The sequence below is a fragment of the Dactylosporangium sp. NPDC049140 genome, assembly GCF_040648435.1.
Genome location: NZ_JBEZDS010000021.1, coordinates 51,525 through 74,459 on the forward strand (window position 1 = coordinate 51,525; position 22,935 = coordinate 74,459).

General features: G+C 71.0%; 22 protein-coding genes. 16 read left to right on the top strand and 6 right to left on the bottom strand.

The window, feature by feature from the left end:
* Positions 1-15 precede the first annotated feature (15 nt).
* The 5 genes from cobC to AB0B76_RS29905 are packed head-to-tail and all read left to right on the top strand — an operon-like array spanning position 16 to position 4,331.
* The gene (gene cobC, locus AB0B76_RS29885; RefSeq protein WP_360381746.1) at positions 16-1,032 is read left to right on the top strand and encodes an Rv2231c family pyridoxal phosphate-dependent protein CobC; all 1,017 of its coding nucleotides are present in this window, start codon (positions 16-18) and stop codon (positions 1,030-1,032) included.
* A 2-nt stretch (positions 1,033-1,034) separates the two neighbouring features.
* The gene (cobT, locus tag AB0B76_RS29890; protein WP_360381748.1) at positions 1,035-2,078 is read left to right on the top strand and encodes a nicotinate-nucleotide--dimethylbenzimidazole phosphoribosyltransferase; all 1,044 of its coding nucleotides are present in this window, start codon (positions 1,035-1,037) and stop codon (positions 2,076-2,078) included.
* Positions 2,075-3,289 (top strand): uroporphyrinogen-III C-methyltransferase, encoded by a 1,215-nt coding sequence (cobA, locus tag AB0B76_RS29895; RefSeq protein WP_360381749.1) that lies wholly within the window; start codon positions 2,075-2,077, stop codon positions 3,287-3,289. Before cobT ends, cobA begins: the two co-directional genes overlap by 4 nt.
* Positions 3,290-3,327: 38 nt before the next feature.
* Entirely contained in the window at positions 3,328-3,609 is a 282-nt protein-coding gene (locus AB0B76_RS29900) for a DUF1778 domain-containing protein (RefSeq protein ID WP_360381751.1), read from the top strand.
* Positions 3,606-4,331: a GNAT family N-acetyltransferase gene (locus AB0B76_RS29905; protein WP_360381753.1), complete on the top strand. Its 726-nt coding sequence runs from the start codon at positions 3,606-3,608 to the stop codon at positions 4,329-4,331. Before AB0B76_RS29900 ends, AB0B76_RS29905 begins: the two co-directional genes overlap by 4 nt.
* A gap of 64 nt (positions 4,332-4,395) precedes the next feature.
* On the opposite strand, the gene otsB is transcribed toward AB0B76_RS29905, so the two are convergent.
* Both otsB and AB0B76_RS29915 read right to left on the bottom strand, forming a co-directional pair.
* Positions 4,396-6,954 carry a trehalose-phosphatase gene (otsB, locus tag AB0B76_RS29910; RefSeq protein ID WP_360381755.1) on the bottom strand — a complete coding sequence of 853 codons (2,559 nt, stop codon included), beginning with the start codon at positions 6,952-6,954 and terminating at the stop codon, positions 4,396-4,398.
* Between the two features lie 93 nt (positions 6,955-7,047).
* Positions 7,048-8,448 carry a trehalose-6-phosphate synthase gene (locus AB0B76_RS29915; protein ID WP_360381757.1) on the bottom strand — a complete coding sequence of 467 codons (1,401 nt, stop codon included), beginning with the start codon at positions 8,446-8,448 and terminating at the stop codon, positions 7,048-7,050.
* Positions 8,449-8,720: 272 nt separating this feature from the next.
* Here AB0B76_RS29915 and AB0B76_RS29920 point away from each other — a divergent pair, with 272 nt between their 5' ends.
* From AB0B76_RS29920 to AB0B76_RS29955, 8 genes are all read left to right on the top strand, one after another.
* Positions 8,721-9,134 carry a hypothetical protein gene (locus AB0B76_RS29920; protein ID WP_360381759.1) on the top strand — a complete coding sequence of 138 codons (414 nt, stop codon included), beginning with the start codon at positions 8,721-8,723 and terminating at the stop codon, positions 9,132-9,134.
* A gap of 83 nt (positions 9,135-9,217) precedes the next feature.
* On the top strand, positions 9,218-10,897 hold the full coding sequence (ettA, locus tag AB0B76_RS29925) for an energy-dependent translational throttle protein EttA (protein WP_360381761.1): 1,680 nt from the start codon (positions 9,218-9,220) through the stop codon (positions 10,895-10,897).
* Between the two features lie 5 nt (positions 10,898-10,902).
* The gene (locus AB0B76_RS29930) at positions 10,903-11,304 is read left to right on the top strand and encodes a thioesterase family protein (protein WP_360381762.1); all 402 of its coding nucleotides are present in this window, start codon (positions 10,903-10,905) and stop codon (positions 11,302-11,304) included.
* Positions 11,292-11,915, top strand: coding sequence for a hypothetical protein (locus tag AB0B76_RS29935; protein ID WP_360381764.1), 624 nt, complete (start codon positions 11,292-11,294; stop codon positions 11,913-11,915). The genes AB0B76_RS29930 and AB0B76_RS29935 overlap by 13 nt, the downstream gene beginning before the upstream one ends.
* Positions 11,916-12,084: 169 nt before the next feature.
* Positions 12,085-12,639, top strand: coding sequence for a YbjN domain-containing protein (locus AB0B76_RS29940; RefSeq protein WP_360381766.1), 555 nt, complete (start codon positions 12,085-12,087; stop codon positions 12,637-12,639).
* Between the two features lie 376 nt (positions 12,640-13,015).
* On the top strand, positions 13,016-14,893 hold the full coding sequence (gene lepA / locus AB0B76_RS29945) for a translation elongation factor 4 (protein ID WP_360381767.1): 1,878 nt from the start codon (positions 13,016-13,018) through the stop codon (positions 14,891-14,893).
* On the top strand, positions 14,890-15,405 hold the full coding sequence (locus tag AB0B76_RS29950) for an NUDIX domain-containing protein (protein ID WP_360381768.1): 516 nt from the start codon (positions 14,890-14,892) through the stop codon (positions 15,403-15,405). The genes lepA and AB0B76_RS29950 overlap by 4 nt, the downstream gene beginning before the upstream one ends.
* A gap of 70 nt (positions 15,406-15,475) precedes the next feature.
* Positions 15,476-15,754 carry a GlsB/YeaQ/YmgE family stress response membrane protein gene (locus tag AB0B76_RS29955; protein WP_360381770.1) on the top strand — a complete coding sequence of 93 codons (279 nt, stop codon included), beginning with the start codon at positions 15,476-15,478 and terminating at the stop codon, positions 15,752-15,754.
* A gap of 72 nt (positions 15,755-15,826) precedes the next feature.
* Here the strand turns inward: AB0B76_RS29955 and AB0B76_RS29960 are convergent, their stop codons facing one another.
* From AB0B76_RS29960 to AB0B76_RS29970, 3 genes are all read right to left on the bottom strand, one after another.
* Positions 15,827-16,747 (bottom strand): phytanoyl-CoA dioxygenase family protein, encoded by a 921-nt coding sequence (locus tag AB0B76_RS29960; protein WP_360381772.1) that lies wholly within the window; start codon positions 16,745-16,747, stop codon positions 15,827-15,829.
* Between the two features lie 146 nt (positions 16,748-16,893).
* On the bottom strand, positions 16,894-17,787 hold the full coding sequence (locus tag AB0B76_RS29965) for a hypothetical protein (protein WP_360381774.1): 894 nt from the start codon (positions 17,785-17,787) through the stop codon (positions 16,894-16,896).
* 57 nt (positions 17,788-17,844) lie between these two features.
* The gene (locus AB0B76_RS29970) at positions 17,845-18,621 is read right to left on the bottom strand and encodes an enoyl-CoA hydratase-related protein (protein WP_360381775.1); all 777 of its coding nucleotides are present in this window, start codon (positions 18,619-18,621) and stop codon (positions 17,845-17,847) included.
* 17 nt (positions 18,622-18,638) lie between these two features.
* On the opposite strand from AB0B76_RS29970, the gene hemW reads away from it, so the two are divergent.
* Complete coding sequence (gene hemW, locus AB0B76_RS29975; RefSeq protein WP_360381777.1) at positions 18,639-19,835, top strand: radical SAM family heme chaperone HemW; 1,197 nt, start codon at positions 18,639-18,641, stop codon at positions 19,833-19,835.
* 20 nt (positions 19,836-19,855) lie between these two features.
* Here hemW and AB0B76_RS29980 read toward each other — a convergent pair whose 3' ends face one another.
* Positions 19,856-20,446 carry a DUF4870 domain-containing protein gene (locus AB0B76_RS29980; RefSeq protein ID WP_360381779.1) on the bottom strand — a complete coding sequence of 197 codons (591 nt, stop codon included), beginning with the start codon at positions 20,444-20,446 and terminating at the stop codon, positions 19,856-19,858.
* Between the two features lie 184 nt (positions 20,447-20,630).
* Between AB0B76_RS29980 and hrcA the strand changes: the two genes are divergently transcribed.
* The gene (gene hrcA, locus AB0B76_RS29985) at positions 20,631-21,653 is read left to right on the top strand and encodes a heat-inducible transcriptional repressor HrcA (RefSeq protein ID WP_360381781.1); all 1,023 of its coding nucleotides are present in this window, start codon (positions 20,631-20,633) and stop codon (positions 21,651-21,653) included.
* A gap of 26 nt (positions 21,654-21,679) precedes the next feature.
* Entirely contained in the window at positions 21,680-22,804 is a 1,125-nt protein-coding gene (gene dnaJ, locus AB0B76_RS29990; protein WP_360381782.1) for a molecular chaperone DnaJ, read from the top strand.
* Positions 22,805-22,935: the final 131 nt, after the last annotated feature.

The following is a 22,935-nucleotide window of genomic DNA, read 5'->3' on the forward strand; positions in this document are numbered from 1 at the left end:
CGCGACGATCGCCTGATGCTGCGGTTCCACGGCGACGCTGAGATCGCGCCGGGCCTCGTCGACCTCGCCGTCAACGTGCGCACGGCGGCGCCCCCGTCGTGGCTCATGGCGCCGGTGGCGGCCTCGCTGGCGCACCTGGCCCGGTACCCGGACCCGGCCGAGGCCACCGCGGCGATCGCGGCGCGGCACGGGCGGCCCCCGGACGAGGTGCTGCTGACCGCCGGGGCCGCGCAGGCCTTCGTGCTCCTCGCGCGGGCGCTGCGCCCCGAGCGGGCGGTGGTGGTACACCCACAGTTCACCGAGCCCGAGGCCGCCCTGCTGGCCGCTGGTCACGCCGTCGGGCGGGTCGTGCTGCGCGCGGCCGACGGCTTCACGCTGCGCGGGTCCGACGTGCCCGCCGAGGCCGATCTGGTGGTCGTGGGCAACCCCACAAACCCGACGTCGGTACTCCATGAGGCGACCGTGCTCGCGAGCCTGACGCGGCCGGGCCGGACCACCGTGGTCGACGAGGCCTTCGCCGACACGGTCCCGGCCGAGCCCGAGTCCCTCGCCGCCCGCCGCGACCTGTCCGGGCTGCTGGTGATCCGCAGCCTGACCAAGACGTGGGGCCTGGCCGGGCTGCGGATCGGCTACGTGCTCGGCCCGGCCGGCCTGCTCGACCGGATGCGCGAGCAGGCGCCGCTGTGGAGCGTCTCCACGCCCGCGCTCGCCGCCGCGATCGCGTGCGCCTCCGAGCGGGCGGTCGACACGGAGCGTGAGATCGCCGTCCGGCTCGCGGCCGAGCGTGAGCACCTCGTCGCGGCGCTGACGCGGGCCGGCGTGACCGTCGCCGGGCGCCCGGCGAGCTCGTTCGTGCTGATCAGGGTCGCGGACGGCGAGCGGGTGCGGGCCGCGCTGCGCGAGCGCGGGTTCGCGGTGCGACGTGGCGAAACCTTCCCGGGACTGGGCCCGGACTGGTTACGTATTGCCGTGCGGGACACTGCCACCAGTGACGCCTTCGTCGCGGTGTTGTCCGACGTACTGGGAGGGTGAACATGCTGAACGAGACGATCGCCGCGATCCGGCCGCTCGACGACGAGGCCATCGCGGCCGCCCGGGCCCTGCAGGGCCGACTCACGAAGCCGATGGGGTCGCTGGGGGCGCTGGAGACGCTGGCGGTACGCCTGGCCGGTCTCGCCGGCACCTGCCCGCCGCCGATCCCGGAGCCGGCCGCGCTCGCGATCTTCGCCGGTGACCACGGCGTGCACGACCAGGGCGTGACCCCGTGGCCGCAGGAGGTCACCGCGCAGATGGTGGCCAACTTCCTGGCCGGCGGGGCCGTGGTCAACGCCTTCGCGCGCCAGGCCGGAGTGGCGGTCACGGTCGTGGACGTGGGCGTGAAGGCGACCCTGGACCCGGCCGAGGGGCTGCTCGACCGCAAGATCCGCGCGAGTACCCGCGACCTGAGCGTCGAGCCGGCGATGACCCGCGACGAGGCGGTACGCGCGATCGAGGCCGGCATGCGGGTCGCCGAGGACCTGGTCGCCGGCGGCGCCCGGGCGCTGCTCACCGGCGACATGGGCATCGCCAACACCACCCCGTCGGCGGCGCTCATCGCGGCGTTCACGCACGCCGACCCGGCCGCCGTGACCGGCCTCGGCACCGGCATCGACAGCGAGACCCACGCCCGCAAGGTGGCCGTGGTCACGTCCGCGGTCGTCGGGCTGCACGCCGAGGACCCGCTCGACGTGCTGGCCGCGGTCGGCGGGCTGGAGCACGCGGCGCTGGCCGGGTACATCCTGAAGGCCGCCGAGCTGCGTGTGCCGGTCGTGCTCGACGGCGTGATCGCCGCCTCGGCCGCCCTGGCCGCCCACGCGCTCGCCCCGGCCGCGACCGTCGCGATGGTGGCCGGGCACCGCTCGGCCGAGCCGGGCGCGACCGTCGCCCTGGGCTATCTTGAGCTCGAACCGCTCGTCGACCTCGGCCTGCGCCTGGGCGAGGGCACCGGCGCCGTCCTGGCGCTGCCGATCGTGGCCAGTGCTGTCCGCGTGTTGCACGAGGTTGCCACTTTCGATTCCGCTGGAGTAGCCCACAAGTGAACCCCTACCCCCTCGGTCTGCGGCTCGACGGGTTGCGCGTCCTGGTGGTCGGCGGCGGCGCGGTCGCCACCAGGCGCGTGCCCGCCCTGCTCGACGCGGGCGCGGACGTCGTGCTCGTCTCGCCCCACATCACCCCCGCCCTGCGCGCGCACCTCGACGCCGGCCGGCTCACCTGGCGCGAGCGCCGCTTCGAGCCCGCCGACGCCGACGACGCCTGGCTCGTCCACGTCGCCGTCAGCGACCCGGAGGCGGCCCGCGCGATAAGCGAGGTGACCGCGGCGAAGCGGATCTTCACCGTGCGCGCCGACGACCGGCACGCCGCGACCGCGTGGACGCCCGCGGTGACCCGCCAGGGCCCGCTCACCGTGGCCGTCCTGGCCGGCGGCGACCCGGTGCGCGCGGTCGCCGTGCGCGACGCGATCGGCGAGCAGCTGGCGACCGGCGCGGTCCCGCTCGGGGAGAACCGGGCCGGGACGGTGGCGCTGGTCGGCTCCGGCCCCGGCGACCCCGAGCTGCTGACCGTGCGGGGCCGCCGCCTCCTCGCCGCCGCCGACGTCGTGGTGATCGACCGCCTGGCGGCCGGCCTGCTCCTGGACGAGCTGCGCCCCGAGGTCGAGCTCGTCGACGCCTCCAAGATCCCCTACGGCCCCTCGGCCGCCCAGGAGGAGATCAACCGCGTCCTGGTCGAGCGGGCCCAGGCCGGCAAGTTCGTGGTCCGCCTCAAGGGCGGCGACCCGTACGTCTTCGGCCGCGGCGGCGAGGAGGTGCTCGCCTGCGCCGCGGCCGGGGTGCCGGTCGTGGTGGTACCGGGGATCACGAGCGCGATCGCGGTACCGTCGGCGGCCGGAATCCCGGTGACGCACCGCGGGGTGGCGCACGAGTTCACGGTCGTCTCCGGGCACCTCGCGCCCGGGCACGCGGAGTCCCTGGTCGACTGGGCGGCGCTGGCCCGGTTGCGGGGGACGGTGTGCGTGCTCATGGGGCTGAAGAACCTGGCGGCGATCGCGGCGGTACTGCAGGAGCACGGACGGTCCCCCGACACGCCCGTGGCCGTGGTCCAGGAGGGCACGACGCGCGACCAGCGCACGGTGCGGGCGACGCTGTCGACGGTCGCGGACGCGGCGAAGACCGCGGGCCTGCGCCCACCGGCCGTGATCGTCATCGGCCCGGTCGTCGAGGCGCTCCCGACCGACCCGCCCGCGGGGTCGTGACCGCTGGGCAGTGCCGTACAACTGCCGTACACTGACGGATGGAGGCGGACGCCATGGCCAAGACCGAACGCATCGAGATGCGAACGACACCCGAGGAACACGAGCTCATCCTCCAAGCCGCCAGCCTGACGCAGACCAGCGCGTCAGCGTTCGTGCTTGAAGCCGCCAGAGCGGCCGCGAACAAGGTTCTTGCTCGTTCGGATGTCACGCTCATGCCGGAAGACCAGTACGAGGAGCTGCTGGCCGCCCTGGAAGAGCCCGCGGAGATCCCGAGCCTCGCGCGCCTCGCCGCAAGACCGCGGAGGTTCACGCGGCGATGACGACGTGGGAGTCCGGCCCGCTGAGACCGGAGCACGAACTGGAAGGTTTCGACTGCACCGACGAGGCCCTGAACAGCTGGCTCCGGCAAGCGGCCAGGCGCGTCAACGACGACGGCTTGGCCAAGGTGTATGTCTGGACGGCGTCCGGTTCGCACATCGTCAAGGCGTACTACGCGGTCATGCCGCACGCGGTGGCCAAGTCGGATCTGACGAGCAAGCAGGCCAAGGGCTCGAATTCGGTGCCGGGCTACCTGATCGCCAAACTCGCGCTGCATCGCGACCTGCACGGCGATGGCCTGGGTGGTGAGCTGCTCCTGGACGCCCTCGAGAACCTCGTGGAGGCCGCCGACAGGGGCGGCGGGCGGCTGGTCGTCGTCGATGCCATCAGTGATGCGGCCGCGGGGTTCTATCGCCACTACGGCTTCAAGCCGGTCACGCTGACCGAGCGGCGCCTGGTCACGACGATCGCCGAGGCCCGGATGAGCCTCGGGATGGCTTCGCTGACCGTTGCCGGCGACGGGCGGCTGGGCCTGGCCACGGTGGTCTACAAGGGGCCCGACGGCCGGCCTCTGCCGTTCGTCGGCGACGCGAGCGACCTGCGACAGATCGCCGACCGGCTCGAAGAGATCTCGGCCCAGCGTGGGGCGGCCGGCGATGATCGGCCGGTCGACCTCGCCGCCGTCATGATCGACGTGCTCGGGCGCAATCCGTTCACAGGTTGAGGCGGGGCAGGTACGACCGGGGCGCCCCCTCTGGCCACAGAAGGAGCGCCCCGGCAAACCAGCGTTACGCGCGGTCGAGCTCCAGGGCACAGCGGATCAGGCCCAGGTGCGAGTACGCCTGCGGGTGGTTGCCCAGTGCGCGCTCGGTCAGCGGGTCGTACTCCTCCGGGAGCAGCCCCGTCGGGCCGGCGCACTCGATGAACTGGGCGAACAGCTCCTCGGCGTCGGCTCGGCGGCCCGTGCGCAGGTAGGCCTCGATCATCCACGTGGTGCACAGGTGGAAGCCGCCCTCGACGCCCGGTAGGCCGTCGTCCCAGCGGTAGCGGTACACCGTCGGGCCCTCCCGCAGGTCGGCCTCGACGGCCAGGACCGTGGCCAGGAAGCGCGGGTCGTCGTCCTGCAGCAGGCCGGACAGGCCGATCCACAGCACCGAGGCGTCCATCTCCTCGTAGCCGTAGGCGACCGTGTAGGCGCCGATCTTGTCGTTCCAGCCCTTGTCCAGCACGTTGCCCGCGATGGTCTTGCGCAGCGTGTGCCAGGCCTCGGGCACCGGGCGGCCCTGGCGCTCGCAGAGCTGGATGCCGCGGTCGACGGTCATCCAGCACATGACCTTGGAGTACACGTAGTGCCGCGGGCGGCGGCGGGCCTCCCAGATGCCGTGGTCCGGCTCGTGCCAGCGGCGCTCGACGGCCTCGACCATCGCGCTCATGAGCGCGAAGTCGCCCTCCTCGGGCGGGCGCACGTCGGCCAGGGCGCAGATCAGGTCGGCGACCGGGCCGAAGACGTCCAGCTGGACCTGGCCGTTGGCCGCGTTGCCGATGCGTACCGGGCGGGAGCCCGCGTAGCCCGGCAGCGCCTCGATCACGGCCTCGGGGCCGAGCTCGTTGCCGTCGAGGGTGTACAGCGGGTGGAGCCGCTCCGGATGGCCGTCGGTGTTGTCGGACACCCGCAGGGTCCAGCGCACCAGCGACTCGGCCTCCTCGGTCGAGCCGAGGTCGACCAGGGCCTTGGCGGTCAGGGACGCGTCGCGCAGCCAGCAGTACCGGTAGTCCCAGTTGCGGGAGCCGCCGATCTCCTCCGGCAGCGACGAGGTCGCCGCGGCCAGGATCGCGCCGCTGGGCTTGTGCCACAGGCCACGCAGGGTGAGCGCGCTGCGCCGGACCAGGTCCTTGGCGACCGAGGGCAGCTTCAGCGACTCCGCCCAGTCCCGCCAGGTGGCCTCGGCGGCGATCTGGCGCTCGGCCAGGGCGACCCGGGGGGCCTCGATCGAGTCGGTACCCAGGCGCAGCTCCAGCATGGCCGAGCCACCGACGGCGTTGAGGTCGACCGTCGCGCGGGCCATGTCGCTGTGGCCGTCGGAGCTGATCTCCCATTCGATGCCGGGGGAGTACAGGGCGATCGGCTCGTTCGAGCCCAGCACCAGCAGGCCGTCGCCGCCGAGCGGCTGCAGGCGGATGTGCACCTGGCCGAAGTCGGGGCGCGGGACGAAGTCGATGCGGGCCCGGGAGCTGCCCGACAGCACGCGGATCAGCGAGTTGCCGGTGCGGTGGTGGTCCAGCCAGTCGGTGACGGTCAGCCCCGACCAGCGGGTCTCCACCGTCATGGTCCCGGGGCGGTACCGCTGCCCGAGCGGCGTGCCGCCCTTCTCCGGCTGCACCGTGAAGTGCCCGGCCGCGGTGTCGCCGAGCAGGTCGGCGAAGACCGCGCCGGAGTCCGGCTTCGGGTGGCACAGCCAGGTCACCCGGGCGGCCGGGGTCAGCAGCGCGACGGTGTGGGTGTTGGAGAGCATCGAGTGGCGCTCGATCGGCACCGCCTGCTCGCCGAAGAGCCAGCGCCGGCGGGTGAACAGCAGCAGCTCGAGCACGGCCACGGCCGCGGTCGCGTCGGCGATGCGGAAGCGGGCCTGGGTCTCCTCGTCCGCGGTGCCGACCTTGATGCCGAGGTCGGGGCCGTGCAGGTGGGCGAAGGCCTTCTCGTCGGTGGCGTCGTCGCCGAGGTACACCACCGCGCTCGCCGAGACCTGCATGCGCAGGGCGTCGACGGCCAGGCCCTTGTCGGTCGGCACCACCGAGAGCTCGATGACCTCCTTGCCGGTGGTCACCTCGATGTCCGGCCACAGGGCCGCACCGCTGCGGACGGCGTCGAAGACCCGCTGGGCCACGTCCCGCGGCGCGGCCCGGGTGTGCACGGCCACGCTCGCGGGCTTGCCCTCCAGCCGGACGCCCGGCTGGTTGTTGCAGATGGCGGTGAGGGCCGCCTGGAGCTCGCTGCGCCGCTGCTGGCGTTCGGGGGGTAGCTCGTCGACGAAGCCGACGTCGAACTCGGAGCCGTGGCTGCCGACGAGGCGTACCTCGGCGGGGAGGCGGGACAGAGCGGCAAGATCGCGCAGGGCCCGTCCGCTGATCACGCCCACCGTCGTCTGCGGCAGCGACGAGAGGGCGCGTACGGCGGCTACGGACTCGGCGGTCGGAGTCGCCTTGGTGGGGTCGGCAACGATCGGCGCGAGGGTGCCGTCGTAGTCACATGCCACCAAGAGGTTGGGCACGCGGGCGACGCGTAGCACCGCCGCGCGGAGGTCCGGGTCGAGCGAGAGGCCGCTGCCTGTCGTCGAGGTCTGGTTCATGTCCGGCCTGTTCGTGGAAGTCGGTTGTGCATTCCGGGTGTTCTGCAGGGTGTCGGGTGGTGCGGCGGTGCGGGCGCCGAGCCGACGGGCGGGTCATGATGCGGCGCCGAGCGCGTCGAGGAACGAGTCCGCCCAGGTGCGGACATCGTGCGCGCGCAGGTGGGAATGCATAGCATGCATTCGCTTGCGGCCCTCGACCGGGTCGACATGGATCGCACGCGTGAGTGCGTCTTTCACCCCGTCGAGGTCGTGCGGGTTGCACAGGAACGCCTGGCGCAGCTCGGCGGCCGCGCCCGCGAACTCGGAGAGCACGATGGCGCCCTTGCCGTCGGCGTGGGCCCCGACGTACTCCTTGGCCACCAGGTTCATGCCATCCCTCAGCGGAGTCACCATCATCACGTCGGCCGCAACATACAACGCAGCCAGCTCAGCCCGACTGTACGACTGATGGAGATAGTGCACGGCCGGTTGGCCCACACGTCCGTACTCGCCATTGATCCGCCCGACCTCACGCTCAACGTTCACCCGGAGCGTCTGGTAGTGCTCCACCCGCTCCCGGCTCGGCGTAGCCACTTGTACCATCACCGTCTCGGGCGCCGTGAGTCGTCCATCCGACAGCAGTTCCCTGAATGCCTTGAGCCTTCTTTCGATGCCCTTGGTGTAGTCGAGCCGGTCCACGCCGAGGATGATCGTGCGGGGCTCGCCGAGCTCGGTGCGGATCGCGGCCGCCCTGGCCTGCACCTCCGGGGAGGCGGCGAGACGGCGCATCTCCTCGACGTCGATCGAGATCGGGAAGGCCTCGGCGCGCACCGTGCGCCCCTCCCACTCCACGATGCCGCGGCGCACGCGGGTGCCCAGCAGATGTCGGGCCAGTTGGACGAAGTTCTGTGCGCCGAGTGGACGTTGAAAACCGACCAAATCGGCACCGAGCAGACCCTTGAGAATGTCGGCGCGACGCGGTAGTTGCATGAACAATTCGACCGGGGGAAATGGAATGTGCAGAAAAAATCCGATCTTGAGATCGGGCCGGGACTCGCGCAGCAGGGCCGGCACGAGCTGCAGCTGGTAGTCCTGCACCCACACCGTCGCGCCGGGCGCGGCATCGTCGGCGACCGCTTTCGCGAACCGCTCGTTGACCAGGCGGTACGACTCCCACCAACGCCGTTTGAAGATCGGCGTCTCCACGGCGTCGTGGTAGAGCGGCCAGAGGCTGGAGTTGGAGAAGCCCTCGTAGTAGCGCTCGATCTCGCCGGCGCTCAGCGGCACGGTGTGCTGGTGGACCCCGCCGGCCTCGAACGTCTCCTCCTTGGCGTCGGCGTCCCCGGCCCCGCCGGGCCAGCCCACCCAGGTCCCGTTGCGCTGCTGGAGGACCGGCTCGAGCGCCGTCACCAGACCGCCCGGGCTCCTGCGGTAGCTGACCTCCCCGTCCGGGCCCACCACCTTGTCGACGGGCAATCGGTTGGCGACCACTACGAATGCACTGTCTCCAGCCACGTGTCGAGTCCTCCCCCTGGGTGATCCACCCTCGTACTTTCAGCCTACTGATCGCGGGAGCGACCTGGCAGCATGCGGAGTGCTGGCTCACAGGTGCGATCCTGCTGTGCATGTCGCGAATCGGGACCGAGCCCGCCCCGGAGTCGAGCCGAACCGTCACCGTCGTCGGTCTCTCGTTGCTCATCCTCACTGTCGTCGGAGCGCTCTTCGGATACGTCCTGGGTTTACGCGACATAGATGAGAATAAGTCAACGACCGGTGACGATCCGTTGGTGGTGTCCTCGGGCGGGGCGACGGCGAAGCCGAGCACGATCAGCCGGCCGGCGAACTGCCCGCAGTTCATCAGCGACGGCGCGCGCAAGCAGGACCCCGGCGCCGCGGTGCCGATGCAGCTGGTGCAGTACGTGCGCAGCTCCACCAACAAAGAGGCCTGGATCTGCCAGGAGCGCGACGGGTCCGGGCTGTGGTACCAGGGCCACGACCGGGTCCAGGACTGGTACGCCGAGGTCGGCGGCGAGATCCCGGAGGAGGGCCGCAACGGCCTGCTGCGGCCGAATGTGCGCGCGGACACGAAGAACCGCTCGTACTCGGTCACCAACGACGACACGACCTACACCGTCACGCCGCGGGGCCTGACCATCGGGTCGAAGACGTACCCCGCGATCCAGGCATATCCGCCCGCGTGAGGGCCGGGTTGGGCGCTTCGGCGCGGGCCTGGAAAGATTGAGCCGATTCCGCACACGAAAGCTACCGGAGGTAGGGGCGCACCGTGGCTCAGTACATCTACGTGCTCGAGAAGGCGCGCAAGGCGCACGGCGACAAGGTCGTGCTCGACAACGTCACGCTGTCGTTCCTGCCTGGCGCCAAAATCGGTGTGGTCGGCCCGAACGGGGCCGGCAAGTCGAGCCTGCTCAAGATCATGGCCGGGCTGGACAAGCCCAGCAACGGCGAGGCGCGGCTCATGCCCGGGTACACCGTCGGCATGCTGCTGCAGGAGCCCCCGCTCAACGAGAGCAAGACGGTCCTGGGCAACATCGAGGAGGCCGTCGCCGAGACCAAGGCCAAGCTCGCGCGGTTCAACGAGGTCGCCGAGCTCATGGCGACCGACTACACCGAAGAGCTCATGGACGAGATGGGCCGCCTGCAGGAGGAGCTCGACCACGCCGACGCGTGGGACATCGACTCCAAGCTCCAGCTGGCCATGGACGCCCTGCGCTGCCCGGCCCCCGACGCCGATGTGACGCAGCTCTCCGGTGGCGAGCGCCGCCGCGTCGCGCTGTGCCGGCTGCTGCTCGAGGCGCCCGACCTGCTGCTGCTCGACGAGCCCACCAACCACCTCGACGCCGAGAGCGTCAACTGGCTGGAGCAGCACCTGCAGAAGTACGCCGGCGCCGTGCTGGCCGTCACCCACGACCGGTACTTCCTCGACCACGTCGCCGAGTGGATCGCCGAGGTCGACCGCGGCCAGGTGCACGGCTACCAGGGCAACTACTCGACCTACCTGGAGAAGAAGGCCCAGCGGCTGGCGGTCGCGGGCCGCAAGGACCAGAAACTGCAGAAGCGCCTCACCGAGGAGCTCGAGTGGGTCCGCTCCAACGCCAAGGCCCGCCAGACGAAGTCCAAGGCCCGCCTCGAGCGCTACGAGGAGATGGCCAACGAGGCCGAGAAGACCCGCAAGCTCGACTTCGAGGAGATCCAGATCCCGCCGGGCCCGCGCCTGGGCAACCTGGTGATCGAGGCCCAGAGCCTGGTCAAGGGCTTCGACGAGCGCGGCGTGCTGATCGACGGGCTGTCGTTCTCGCTGCCCCGCAACGGCATCGTCGGCATCATCGGCCCCAACGGCGTCGGCAAGACGACGCTGTTCAAGACCATCGTCGGGCTGGAGAAGCCCGACGCCGGTCAGGTGCGGGTCGGCGAGACGGTCAAGCTGTCCTACGTCGACCAGAACCGCTCCGGCCTCGATGGCGACAAGACGGTGTGGGAGGTCGTCTCCGACGGCCTGGACCACCTGATGGTCGGCAAGGTCGAGATGCCCTCGCGGGCCTACGTGGCCGCCTTCGGCTTCAAGGGCCCCGACCAGCAGAAGCAGACCAAGGTGCTCTCCGGCGGCGAGCGCAACCGGCTCAACCTCGCGCTGACGCTCAAGATCGGCGGCAACGTGGTGCTGCTCGACGAGCCGACCAACGACCTCGACGTCGAGACGCTCTCCTCGCTGGAGAACGCGCTGCTGGAGTTCCCGGGCTGCGCCGTGGTCATCTCCCACGACCGGATGTTCCTGGACCGGGTCGCCACCCACATCCTGGCCTGGGAAGGCGACGACAAGGATCCGGCCAGATGGTTCTGGTTCGAGGGCAACTTCGAGTCGTACGAGAAGAACAAAGTTGACCGGCTCGGCCCCGAGGCCACCCGGCCGCACAGTGTCACGTACCGCAAGCTGACCCGCGACTGACAGTAGTGGGACGCTTCATCTATCACTGCGCCCTGCGCTGGTCCGACCTGGACGCGTACGGGCACGTCAACAACGCGCGCTTCCTCACCCTGTACGAGGAGGCGCGCGTTGCGCTGATGTTCACCGCTGCCCGGGCGGCCGGCCTGGAGTCGTTCGAGAACGGGATCGTCATCTCACGTCATGAGATCGACTATCTCCGGCCGATCGACTACGGCGACCCGGTGCGCATCGAGCTGTGGATCGAGGAGATCCGGGTCTCCCGGCTGACGGTGGCCTACGAGCTCTTCGACGGCGACGATCTCGCGTCCCGGGCGCGGACCGTCTGCGTGCCCTACGACCTCGAGGCCGGGCGTCCCCGCCGGGTCCGCGACATCGAGCGCGAGTTCCTCTCACCATGGCTTGGATAACGGGTTCCGGGCGCGCCGACGCCGTCGCCTTCCTCTCCCGGGTGGTCCGCCTGGACCCCGGGGCGATGGCCCGGTTGCGGCCCGCCGGCCAGGGCGTTCTCGTGCTCTGGTCCCGGCTGCCCTGGGGGGTGCTGGTGTGCCGGGCGCTGCCGGCGACCGTCGCCTCGGACCGGACCGTCGCGGCCGGTGATCTACTGACGTCCGTCGATGGCGAGCTTCCCGCATCGCGGGACACGGATTGGCGATGGTCGCTGCCCACGGTGCCCGGCGAGGCCGTCGAGCGCATCCCGGCGCCCGACGTCCACCGGGTCGGCGCGGCCGCCGCCGAGACCCTGCGCACCGCCGCCGCCGAGGGGGTCGGCGGCCGCCCGGTCGGCTCCCGGATGCTGCGCGACACCCTGCTCGATCATGAACCCATCGTGGTCACCACCGACGCCGGCCGGCGTATACCCGTCACGCAGCGTCTCGTCCAGGCAGTCATCCGGATGGGTTTCGTCGGACCGGGTCCGCAAGACTTCGTCGATGTTCGGATTTCGGGTCCATGGACGGCCCTGGCCTGCGCATATGGCTCTGCCTGGCATCGCGGTGGCGGATCACTGCTCATCGGATAGACGGCTATAAGACCCTCACCCGAACGGGTGGTACGAGGGTGAAATTGGGGGCTGCTGAAACTCGACCGAACGGGTACCGTCCTCTTTCGGGTCCACCGCCGAGCGAATCCGGTTGGCGACGGACCGCACATGCGGGTGGAGGCGCACGGGGGAGCAGGGAGCCGGGACGATGCCAAGGTGGCCATGGCGGGCGGAGCAGGCGAGCGGGTCGAAGACCGACTCGAACGTCGCTCAGCTGCCGCGGAAAGATGTGACCCCGACGATCGACGGAGTGTGCGAGAAGCCGCAGGAGGAACTCGCGGGCGGGATAGCGCCCGTGACACTGCCACGGGTCGCGGAGGCCCTCGAGCAGCTCGACATCCGATACCTGACCGACGGCGACGGCAGCCTGCTCGCGCTGTGGGAGCGCCACGCGGTGCTCTTCGCGCTGGAGGGGCCGTCGGACGAGATCCTGGTCATCCGGGCCCGGCCGCATGGGACGGTCCCGCCGGACTGGGTCGATCGCGCCTACCGGGTGATCAACGAGTGGAACCACACGCGGCGCTTCTACAAGGCCTATGTCGGTGACGCCACGGACCGCGGCCAGCTGCCCATCTACGCCGAGATGCAGGTGCCGCTGCTGTCGGGCGCGCACGATGCGCTCGTCGCCGAGCTCGTCGACTGCGCGGCCGTGGTGGCCCTGGGCTTCGTCGACTGGCTCCACGACGAGGGCGCACTGCTCTGACGCCCAGCTCTTCTTGACTTGACGACCCTCGGGGGCCTCGCTCCGGAGCGTGCCTTCAGCGGTCCCACTGGCGTCCGGTCGGCGAGGCCGGGCGCGCGACCTGTCTCGCCGACCCCCGTTCCGGACGTGACCCGGGGGACCGCGGTCCAGTATTCGATGCAGGCCTCTCGATGTCCTCTCGACCGGCTCTCATGGGCCTCTCGGTGGCGTTCCGACCTGGGTCAGGTACCCAATGGTGCCCGGTTTATGCGGGGAACGCCCGGGATTCCCGGAAGAGCCGGTCGGGGAGATCCCCCGCGAGGCACGGCCATGAGCCGGATTCGCGGCGGGCGTGGGACGATGTAACTGATCCCAGCCCGATGGAGAACGGAAGCCTGTGCCACCGACGATCGACCCCGGCGTGAACCGCCCCGGCGCCACCGTGCCGGACCGGATTCGCAACTTCTGCATCATCGCCCACATCGACCACGGCAAGTCGACCCTGGCCGACCGGATGCTGCAGCTCACCGAGGTGGTCGACGTCCGGCAGATGCGGGCGCAGTACCTCGACCGCATGGACATCGAGCGCGAGCGCGGCATCACGATCAAGAGCCAGGCCGTGCGCATGCCCTGGCGGGTCCGCGAGGGCGGCCAGGCCGGCGACGAGTTCGTCCTCAACATGATCGACACGCCGGGCCACGTGGACTTCACCTACGAGGTCTCGCGCAGCCTGGCCGCGTGCGAGGGCGCCGTCCTGCTCGTCGACGCCGCCCAGGGCATCGAGGCGCAGACACTGGCCAACCTGTACCTCGCGCTCGAGAACGACATGCAGATCATCCCCGTGCTCAACAAGATCGACCTGCCGGCCGCGCAGCCGGAGAAGTACGCGGAGGAGCTGGCCCACCTGATCGGCTGCGAGCCGGACGACTGCCTGCGGGTCTCGGGCAAGACCGGCGTCGGCGTCGCGCACCTGCTCGACGAGATCGTGCGGCAGCTGCCGGCCCCGGTCGGCGACACCCCGGGCCCGGCCCGGGCGATGATCTTCGACTCGGTCTACGACGTGTACCGCGGCGTGGTCACCTACGTCCGGGTCGTCGACGGGCGGATCGAGGCCCGCGACCGCATCCGCATGATGTCCACCGGCGCCGTGCACGAGCTGCTGGAGATCGGCGTCATCTCGCCCGAGCCGATCAAGAGCACCGGGCTCGGGGCGGGCGAGGTGGGGTACCTCATCACCGGCGTGAAGGACGTGCGCCAGTCGCGGGTGGGCGACACGGTCACCATCAACGCGCGGCCCGCCACGGAGGCGCTGGGGGGCTACAAGGACCCCAAGCCGATGGTGTACTCGGGCCTGTACCCGATCGACGGCTCGGACTACCCGCTGCTGCGCGACGCCCTCGACAAGCTCAAGCTCAACGACGCCGCGCTGGTGTACGAGCCCGAGACGAGCCTCGCGCTCGGCTTCGGCTTCCGCTGCGGCTTCCTCGGCCTCCTGCACCTGGAGATCATCCAGGAGCGGCTGGAGCGCGAGTTCAACCTCGACCTGATCTCCACGGCGCCCAACGTGGTGTACCGCGTGATCACCACGGACGGCACCGAGGTCGCGGTCACCAACCCCAGCGAGTTCCCCGACGGCAAGACCGGCGAGATCTTCGAGCCGACCGTCCGGGCCACGGTGCTGACCCCGAACGACTTCGTCGGCGCGGTCATGGAGCTGTGCCAGGGCCGGCGCGGCACGCTGCTCGGCATGGACTACCTGTCCGCCGACCGCGTCGAGCTGCGGTACACGCTGCCGCTGGGCGAGATCATCTACGACTTCTTCGACCAGCTGAAGAGCCGGACCAAGGGCTACGCGAGCCTCGACTACGAGCCCTCCGGCGAACAGGCCTCCGACCTGGTGAAGGTCGACATCCTGCTGCACGGCGAGCCGGTCGACGCCTTCAGCTCGATCGTGCACAAGGACAAGGCGTACAACTACGGCGTCACCATCGCCGGCAAGCTGCAGAAGCTCATTCCGCGCCAGCAGTTCGAGGTGCCGATCCAGGCCGCCATCGGCAGCCGGATCATCGCCCGCGAGACGATCCGCGCCATCCGTAAGGACGTGCTCGCCAAGTGCTACGGCGGTGACATCAGCCGCAAGCGCAAGCTGCTGGAGAAGCAGAAGGAAGGCAAGAAGCGCATGAAGATGGTGGGCCGGGTCGAGGTGCCGCAGGAGGCGTTCATCGCGGCCCTGTCGACCTCCGACGCGCCGAGCGGCGACAAGACCAAGAAGTGACGGGCCCGGCGGGCCGGCACTGCCCCCGCTGCGGCGCGTCCACCGGTGCGCTGCCCGCCAGGTGTGCCGCCTGCGGCTACGAGAGCTACCTCAACCCGCGCCCGACCGGCACCGCCATCATCGTGCGCGACGGGACGTTCCTGGCCATCTGGCGGGTCCGGGAGCCGCGCGCGGGCTTCTGGGACCTGCCCGGCGGCTTCTGCGACGCCTTCGAACACCCCGCCGACGCGGCCGTGCGCGAGGCCCGGGAGGAGCTCGGCGTGACCGTCGAGCTCGGCGAGTTCGCCGGCATGTTCATCGGCTCGTACGACTTCCAGGGCGAGCGGCTGCCGGTGCTGGACTGCTTCTGGCTGGCCACCATCACCGCCGGCGAGATCGACCTCGATCCGGCCGAGGGCAGCGAGTACACGTGGTTGTCGCTGGCCGACCCGCCCGAGATGGCGTTTCCGACGATGGACGCGGTTTTGCGCAATCCGGTCGTACTTCGAAGCAGGTCGCGTTTGGGTCGCTGAGGCGTCGGGCAATACAAGTTCAACCGCAAAGCAACGCCCCCTGGTTGAGCTTTTTCAAGGAGGAAGACCAGTGACTGTCACCGGAATCATTACCGCGCTGATCGTCGGTCTCATCGTCGGTGTGCTCGGGCGACTGGTCGTCCCCGGCCGCCAGAACATGCCGATCTGGCTGACCATCGTGGTCGGCATCATCGCCGCCTTCCTGGGCACCCTGATCGCCAACGCCATCGGCATCTCCACCGACACCCCGGGTGTCGACTGGGGCGAGCTGCTGTGCCAGGTCGTCGTCGCCGCCATCGGCGTGGCCCTGGTGGCCGGGTTCGCCGGCCGTGGCCGCCGCGCCCTGTAAGTTTCAAGATCTGCAAAACGCGAATGGCCCCCGGTTTCGACCGGGGGCCATTCGCGTTTACGTGCGCCGATTTTACCGGAGCCAGGGAATCGAACGGTCGAGCAGGCCGCGGGTCTTCAGCTCCTTGCGGAGCGGAATCTCCTCGTCGATGTAACCGTTCCAGTTGATGCCCCAGTAGTTCGCGGTGTGACTCGCCTCACCGAGCAGCTGCCGCTGCACCGGGGTGCGGTTCTTCCACCACTCGCCGTCGAAGTCGATCGGCATGTCGTCGAGGATGCGGATCCAGCGGTAGGTGTACCCGACGAACAGCATCTTGCGGGTGACGTCGGAGTAGTTGGGCGACCGCGAGTGCCAGAGGCGGCGGTCGAAGATGAAGCAGTCACCGGGGTTCGCGGTGATCTCGACGGTGCCCTCGGGGTCGGGGTTGTGCACCGTGGTGTCGGCCGGGCGGGGCAGCGAGTTCCAGAGGTGGCTGCCCGGGATGACCTTCGTGGCGCCCCGGCCGGTCTCCGAGAGGTCGGAGATCACGTAGGCGACCTTCAGCGAGAACATGGGCCGCGGGAGGTTCGGGTCCATGGTCTCCGGGTCGGAGTTCTGGCGGTACCCGTCCTGGTGCCAGCCCCACGAGGGCGGCTCCTCCTCGGAGGTCGGCGGGGTCACGTCGAGGTGGTTGTGGTGCGTGTAGATGTTCCACCCGGCCAGGCCCCACATGTAAGGGAAGATGGTCGGCTGGGTCAGCAGGTGCCCGAAGAGCTCGTCGCGGTTGAGGAAGCCCAGCAGGTGCAGCGTGCCGTCCTTCTTCATGCTCTTGGAGCCGGCCGCCTTCTCCTCCCCGTAGACCCGGTCCATCGCGGCCTCGAGCTCGGCCCGGTGGTCCTCCTTGAGGACGTTGCGGACCAGCAGGAAGCCGTTTTCGAGGAACTCCTTGCGGTCAGCCTCGCCGATCGGCTCGTAGCCGGTGAGGTCGCCGTAGTCGGGTGCAGCGGACGTCATGTCCTCCCCTTACCTTCGTCGTGCGCTCGCGATGTCTCGAACGACCGATGGTAACGCGAGGTGCATGCGGGGCCGACTCGGGAGTTGGCCACCGGACAATGTCCGAACGGGCGACAACCCGCTGCTCGCGCGCAACGTCAAGGTCTTCAGTAGACCTCGGCGACGACCCGCTCCCCGCCCGGACCGGCATCGATGCCGCCACGCTCCGTCACGTGGACCCAGGCGCCGCCGGAGGCCGTCCACTGCATGTCGCCATAGACGACCCGCTTCACGCCGCGCTCCTGGGCGTGGGCGACCAGCCAGTGCGCGTACTGCCAGCCGGTCTTCGCCTCGCCGACCTTCAGCGCCACCCCGACGATGTCGTTCACGTCGGCGGTCTTCACGCTGCCCCAGTCCAGCTTCAGGCTGGCACCGAGGGAGCGGGCCGCCTCGGGGCCGTGGCTGGACTCCTCGGTGACCGAGCACGCGACCGCGCCGGGCACCTCGCCGCTGAGCGCCTTGACCATGATCTCGGACTCGTCGGCCCACTTCTCGTAGGCGTCCGGGTGGGCGCTGCGCTGCACCTGCTGGGCCGCGTCGGTGACCCGCATCTTGTCCCAGCCCTTGATCTTGAGCAGGGCGGTGAAGAAGGCGCCGGCGGCGAAGCGGGGGTCGGCGATCTGCTCCGGCGTGCCCCAGCCCTGGCTCGGCCGCTGCTGGAACAGCCCGATCGAGTCGCGGTCGCCGCCGGTCAGGTTCTCCAGCTTCGACTCCTGCCAGGCGGTGGCCAGCGCGACGACGAGGGCGCGGGACGGGACCTTGCGGGTCAGCCCGACGGCGGTGATGGTGGCCGCGTTGGCCAGCTGCTCGGCGTCGAGCTCGACCTCCGCGGCGCCCGCGGTGGCCCCGGCGGCCGCGTTGCCCGCGCTCACCACGCAGGCGCGGCCGGTGGCGATGGTCAGCGGGAGGTTCTCGCCGATGCGGTTGATGACGACGTACGCGCACAGCGCCACGGCCACGGCCGCCAGGACCGCCACCGTCAGCAGTCGTCCTGCACGCATCGTCACCTCCTACACATCAGGTCGAACAGCGTACGTGCCACGGGCCACCGTGCGCGGTCAGGCGGCGCCGTCCGGTACCCAGTTCGGGTCTCTTTTCTCGCGGAATGCGAGGATTCCCTCGACTCCTTCGGGGGAACCGAAGTACGACACCGACAGCTCGGTCATCGCGCGGACCTCGTCACCGAACGTATCGGACCGCGGCCGGCGCAGCAGCTCCTTCGCGCCGGCCAAGGCCCGCGGGGCGCCCCGCACCAGGTCGCGCACGTAGCCCTCGACGGCCGCGTCGAGCTGTTCGGGAGCCACGGCGGCGCTCACCAGCCCGATGCGCTCGGCCCGGGTGCCGTCGAACGTCGCGCCGGTCAGGAACAGCTCGGCCGCGGCCCGCCGGTCCAGCCGCGGCAGGACTGTGGCGGAGATCACCGCCGGGATCACGCCGAGGCGCACCTCGGAGAACGCGAACGTGGCCGTGCTCGCGCACACCGCGATGTCGGCCGCGGCGACCAGCCCCAGGCCGCCTGCCCGGGCCGGCCCCGCCACCCGGGCCACGACCGGCTTGCGGCTCTCCCAGATCGCGGCCAGCACCTCGCCGAGCCGGCTCACCGGCGGGCGGCCGGAGCCGAACGCGGCGGCCGTCTCCTTCAGGTCGGCACCCGAGGAGAAGACCGGCCCGGTGTGGGTCAGCACGATCGCGCGGACCGCGTCGTCGGCGTCGGCCGCGGCCAGCGCGGCGAGCAGCTCCTCGATCAGGGCCGTGGACAGCGCGTTGCGGTTGGGCGGGCTGTCCAGGGTGAGCGTCGCCACGCCCCGCACGGTTTCCGAGAGCACCAGAGACATGCGGGCACACTAGTGGGATGCCCGGATCACTGCCAGAAGGCGAGCCGATGCCCCGCGACGGGAGCCTGCCCGCCGGCGTCGCCGACGGAGCCGGTCGCGCGGGCTTCGGGGTGTACGTCCACGTGCCCTTCTGTGCCACGCGGTGCGGATACTGCGACTTCAACACGTACACCGCGAGCGAGGGCGTGCTCAGCGCCGGCTACGCCGAGCAGGTGCTCGACGAGCTGGCCCTGGCCGCGAAGGTGGTCCGGCCGCCGCGCGTGGACACCGTCTTCTTCGGCGGCGGCACCCCGACGCTGCTGCCCCCGGCCGAGCTCGGGCGCATCCTGGCGGGCATCGACCGCACCTGGGGCCTGGCCGCCGGCGCCGAGGTGACCACCGAGGCCAACCCCGAGTCCGTCGACGCGGCCGGGCTGCGCGAGCTGCGCGCGGCCGGCTTCAACCGCATCTCCCTCGGCATGCAGTCCGCCGCCCCGCACGTGCTGGCCGTGCTGGACCGCCGGCACACGCCCGGCCGGCCGGCCCTGGCCGCGGCCGAGGCGCGCGCAGCCGGGTTCGAGCGGGTCAACCTCGACCTGATCTACGGCACGCCGGGGGAGCGGCCCGAGGACTTCGCGGCGTCCCTGCGCACCGTGGTCGACGCGGGGGTGGACCACGTCAGCGCGTACGCGCTCATCGTGGAGGACGGCACCCGCATGGCCGCCCGGATGCGCCGGGGCGAGCTGCCGTACCCCGACGACGACGTGGCCGCCGACCGGTACATCGCCGCCGACGAGGCGCTGCATGCGGCGGGCTTCGGCTGGTACGAGGTGTCGAACTGGTCGCGCGACTCGCCGTGCCGGCACAACGAGCTGTATTGGCGCGGCGGGGACTGGTGGGGGTTCGGCCCGGGCGCGCACAGCCACGTCGGCGGGGTGCGCTGGTGGAACGTGAAGCACCCGCACGCCTACGCCGCGCGGCTCGCGGACTCCGCTTCGCCGGGGCAGGCTCGTGAGGTACTGACGCCGGATGAACGGCATCTGGAGGACGTGTTGCTGCGCATCCGGCTCGCGGACGGCCTGCCGCTGTCGGTGCTCGACGCGGCCGGGCTCGCGGGCGCGCGCGACTGCCTGGCCGACGGGCAGCTGGACCCGTCGGCGTTCGCGGCCGGCCGCGCGGTGCTCACGCTGCGGGGGCGGCTGCTCGCCGACGGGGTGGCGCGGGCCCTGACGTGAGCCCGCGCCCTCCCGGGGTGTTACTTGATCATGCGAATGCTCATCGGGTAGCGGTACAGCTCCCCGTTCGTGGCCTTCATGCCGCCGATGATCGCGAAGACCACCGGCACGATCCACACGAGCAGCGGCAGGAAGAACAGGATGCCGAACGAGCAGACCGCGATGATCGCCGAGACGAGGATGGCGATGCCCCACGTGATGTGGAAGTTCAGCGCCTCGGTCGCGTGCGCCTTGACGGTCGGCGACTCGTTGCCCTTCGCGAGGAGCGCGATGAGCGGGCCGATGAAGCCGACCAGGCCGCCGAAGTGGGCGATCTGGGCCCACGTCTTCTCGTCACTGTTGGCGTAGCCGACCGGCGCACCGGGCTGCCCGTAGGCGCCGGGCTGCTGGTACCCGGGCTGCTGGTACCCGGGCTGCTGGTACGCGCCGGGCTGCTGGTACCCGGGCTGCTGCTGCTGATATCCCGGCTGCTGGTACCCGGGCTGCTCGTACCCGGCACCCGACGTGGGCGGGGTGCCGTAGGCCCCGCCACCGCTCGACGGCGGGGGGTACCCGGAATTGGGGTCCGAGGGCGGGCCGTAATCCCCCGGCGGACGAGGTGGTTCACTCATGGGGGTCACGGTAGGTGCATCGATCAAGTGGCGCCAGCGACACGTCATGACTTCTTTTGGACAACTTTTGCCCAGTCCAGCGCCGTTGGCGTCTATCGTGCGCCAAACGATCATCGCGTGCCCCTGCGCGACTGACGTAGACTGGCACTCACCAGTTGGGAGTGCCAGTCCTGGAGGAGGTGTCATGGGCCTTGACGAGCGGAAGCTCGAAGTGCTTCGCGCCATCGTCGAGGACTACGTCGCCACCCAGGAACCGGTCGGGAGCAAGTCGCTCGTCGAGCGGCACAACCTGCGGGTGTCCCCGGCGACGGTCCGTAACGACATGGCCGTGCTGGAGGAGGAGGGGTACATCCGGCAGCCGCACACCAGCGCGGGCCGGGTGCCCACCGACGCCGGCTACCGGCTCTTCGTCGACAAGCTCTCCCGGGTCAAGCCGCTGAGCCAGGCCGAGCGCCGGGCCATCGAGCGGTTCCTGATCGGGGCGGTCGACCTCGACGACGTGGTCCACCGCACGGTGCGGCTGCTCGCGCAGCTCACCCGGCAGGTGGCCGTGGTGCAGTACCCGAGCCTGTCGCGGGCCAGCGTGCGGCACTTCGAGCTGGTGCCGATCTCGACCACGCGGATCATGGTCGTCATGATCGCCGAGACCGGCCGGGTCGAGCAGCGCCTGGTCGACCTGCCCGGGCCGATCCTGGCCGACGACGTCACCGAGCTGCGGCGCCTGATCAACGAGAAGCTCGTCGGCAGGCGGCTGGCCGACACGCCGCCGCTCGTGGTGGCTCTCGTCGAGGAGACGGCACCGGCGCTGCGGCCGCCGATGACGGCCCTGTCCACCGTGCTGCTGGAGACCCTGGTCGAGCGGTCCGAGGAGCGCATTGCGCTCGCCGGCACCGCCAACCTGGCGCGCGGCGGCCTGCTGGACTTCCAGGGCTCGCTGCGGCCGATCCTCGAGGCGCTCGAGGAGGAGGTCATCCTGCTCAAGCTCTTCGGCGAGGTCGAGCCCAGCATGACCCGGGTGCGCATCGGCGACGAGAACGAGATCGAGGACCTGCGCACCGCCTCGATCGTGGCCACCGGCTACGGACCGGGCACCATGGTCGTGGGCGGGATGGGCGTGCTCGGCCCGACCCGCATGGACTACCCCGGAAACATCGCGACCGTGCGCGCCGTGGCACGCTACGTCGGCGACCTGCTGGCACAGAGTTGACATCTATCTCAGGGGCATAGGACTCAGTGGCGAAGGACTATTACGGGATTCTCGGCGTCAAGCGGGACTCCACGGCCGATGAGATCAAGCGGGCCTACCGTCGGTTGGCCCGCGAGTTCCACCCGGACGTGAATCCCGACCCGGCGGCGCAGGAGAAGTTCAAGGAGATCAACGCCGCGTACGAGGTCCTGTCCGACCCGCGCAAGCGGGAGATGGTCGACCTGGGCGGTGACCCCCTCGCGCCCAGCGGCGGCGGGGGCGGCCCCGCCGGCGGCGCGTTCGTCGGCTTCCAGGACATCATGGACGCCTTCTTCGGCACCCAGTCGGCCCGCGGCCCCCGCCCGCGCGTGCGCCCGGGCGCCGACGCGATCCTGCGCCTCGACCTCGACCTGCACGAGACCGCGTTCGGCGTCGAGGCCCCGATCCAGGTCGACACCGCCGTGGTCTGCACCACCTGCCAGGGCGCCGGCACCGCGCCGGGCACCCACCCGCAGACCTGCGAGATCTGCCAGGGCCGCGGCGAGGTCCAGTCGGTCCAGCGCACCTTCCTCGGCCAGGTCGTCTCGGCCCGCCCGTGCTCGGCCTGCCAGGGCTTCGGCACCGTGATCCCGCACCCGTGCGGGACCTGCGGCGGCGACGGCCGGGTCCGCACCCGCCGCTCGCTGACCGTCAAGATCCCCTCGGGCGTCGAGGACGGCATGCGCATCCGCCTGGCCCAGCAGGGCGAGGTCGGCCCCGGCGGCGGCCCGCCCGGAGACCTCTACGTCGAGATCCACGAGCGCCCGCACGACGTGTACTCCCGCAAGGACGACGACCTGCACTGCCGCGTCACCGTGCCGATGACCGCGGCCGCGCTCGGCACCCGCCTGACCATCAAGACCCTCGACGGCGAGGAGACGGTCGAGGTGAAGGCCGGCACCCAGCCGACGTCCACCCTGCGCATCCGCGGCAAGGGCGTGCCCCACCTGCGCGGCGCCGGCCGCGGCGACCTCTACGTCCACCTGGACGTGCGCACGCCGACGCGCCTGGAGCCCGAGCAGGAGAAGCTGCTGCGCGAGTTCGCCCGCACCCGGGGCGAGGAGGTCGCGGAGCTGTCGAAGCAGGGCGGCTTCTTCTCGCGCATGCGCGACGCCTTCAACGGGCACGCGTGAGCGGTTCGGAGCGGAGCGGAGAGGCCGCTCACCAGAGGCTCAGTTTTGGCTCGCGGTGGCGCCGGAGCGAAGCGGAGGTGCCGGCGTGAGCGGTTCGGAGCGGAGCGGAGAGGCCGCTCACCAGGGGGCAC